The following is a 1,996-nucleotide window of genomic DNA, read 5'->3' as shown; positions in this document are numbered from 1 at the left end:
CGCCCCGCACGACGGCGCGGAAGCGCTCGGCGACCGCCCCCGGCCAGTCGCCCTCGCGGGCGAGGGCGTCGGCGCGCGCGCGGTGGTCCTCGGCGCTGCGGCGGTCGCCGGTGAAGACCTCGGCGGCGGCGGGCTCGGGGGCGCGCCGGCGGCGCACCACCTGGGCGCCGACCCGCAGCGCCACGAGGACGAGCACGACGAGGGCCGCGACGACGAGCGCGTCCACGGCCGGGCCGGCGTCCAGGTCGTCAGGGAGCAGCTCGAGCACGCGGTCACGCAGCCAGGTGAGGGCCCGCTGCAGCAGTCCGGGGCGCGCCTCGGTGTACACCGAGCCGCTCAGCTCGCGGACGAGCAGGTCCTGCGCCTCGTCGCGGCCGAGGTCCACGGGGGCCGGGACGGCCGCCAGCACGGCGTCCAGGGCGCCGCTCAGGACGTCGGCTCCGCGGCAGCCCGGGCCAGCTCGACGTCGAGGCCCTCCTGCCGGATGCGCAGGTCGGTGTAGAGCAGCGCCCGGACGGCCGAGACGAAGGGCTGCACGAGGACGCTGGCGACGGTCGAGAGCAGGAGGGTGATGAAGAGGGCCGCGGCGTCGGCGGCGCCGCCGCTGGCGGCCACCTGGATGACGCCGGCCACCAGGCCCGCCGGGACGACGAGCACGCTCGTCGCGATGGAGGACAGGACGAAGGTCAGCAGCAGCACGCCGAGGACGCGCCAGAAGGTGCCGCGCACCAGCCGGGTGCTGCGCCCGAGGGCGGAGACGACGCCGCGCCCCTCGAGCAGGAGCGCCACGGCGGCCAGCGACCACGACACCGTCAGCCAGACGGCCGCGGCGACGCCGAGGAGCGTCCCGAGCACGATGCCGATCACCCCGGCCGACGTGCTGCCCGTGAGGAGCAGCAGGGCGCCGAGGCCCGCCCCGAGCAGGACGAGGAGAGCGGGGACGACGCTCGTCAGCAGGGCGAGCCCGACGAGAGCGAGGACGCGCCCGCGCACGCGCCTCCACAGCTCGCCCGCCGGCACCTTGCGCCCGATGACCGACCCGCTGACGGACAGGACGAGGAGCCCGGTGAGGACGGTCGTCGCCACGAGGGAGACGACGCCGGTGACGGGGTCGACCCCCGCGAAGTCCAGGGCGCCGAACTCACCGCCCGGGCCGGCGGTGGCCTCCGCGGGCAGCGAGTCGTTGACGAAGGAGGCCAGCGCGCCGCCGAAGAGCGGCGTCAGGAGGAGCGAGATGACCGCGACGGCGCCGAAGACGACGGCGCTGACGCCGAGCATGACTCGCGGGTTGGCGCTGATGGCGCGGAAGCCCCCCTCGAGGAGCTCCAGCGCACCGAGGGGGCGCAGCGGCACGATGCCGGGCCGCTGCGGCGCGCTCCACGCGGCGCCGGCGCCGGGCGGCGGGCCCCAGCCGCCGGCGGGCGGTGGTCCGGACGGCTCGGGCTCGCGGGACGCGCCGACCGCCCAGCCCCCCGGCGCCGGGTCGGCCGGGCGGGTCTCACCGGGCCGGTCGGGGGTCCCGCCCGGAGTCGCCCAGCCCTGCTGATCGGTCATGCCCGCTGCGCCCCTGCCCTCGCCGTGGTCCTCGTGGCGGCGGGCTCCTCGTGCGCCCCACCTCGTGCGCGGATCTTCGCACGGAGGCCCGCGGCCACGGGGGACCGCCACAGGGCCACCCGAGCGATGGCACCGCCGACGTCCTCGTCGGCGAGCACGCGCGGCGACGGACGTCCCGCCGTGCGGGTGACCGGCCCGAGATCCTCGTCACTGCGTGACGGATGCCCCATCTGCCCCCTACCCTGATCGGGCGAGACAGCGGCGTCCGCTCCTGACCGACAGGTGTCGACGGCGTCCTCCGGGCCGCTGGTACGGAGGACGCACCCATGGACGGACGACCGAGCGCTGCTGCGCTCGCCCGCGTGCCGAGGCCCGCTCGCACGACCCCCGCGGACGCGGCGGCCGTCGCCGGCGCTCCGGCCGCGACGCCGACCCCGGCCCC

At 77.9% G+C, this 1,996-nt stretch carries 1 protein-coding gene and 1 pseudogene; both read right to left on the bottom strand.

The window, feature by feature from the left end; genetic code table 11:
• Window positions 1-409: pseudogene (locus HLB09_RS16255) on the bottom strand (DUF4129 domain-containing protein); the annotation flags it as partial.
• A gap of 17 nt (window positions 410-426) precedes the next feature.
• Complete coding sequence (locus HLB09_RS16250; protein WP_171204347.1) at window positions 427-1,353, bottom strand: hypothetical protein; 927 nt, start codon at window positions 1,351-1,353, stop codon at window positions 427-429.
• Window positions 1,354-1,996: the final 643 nt, after the last annotated feature.

Source organism: Pseudokineococcus marinus, from assembly GCF_013004605.1.
GTDB classification, from domain to species: domain Bacteria; phylum Actinomycetota; class Actinomycetes; order Actinomycetales; family Quadrisphaeraceae; genus Pseudokineococcus; species Pseudokineococcus marinus.
This window is presented reverse-complemented; position numbering and strand designations above follow the sequence as displayed.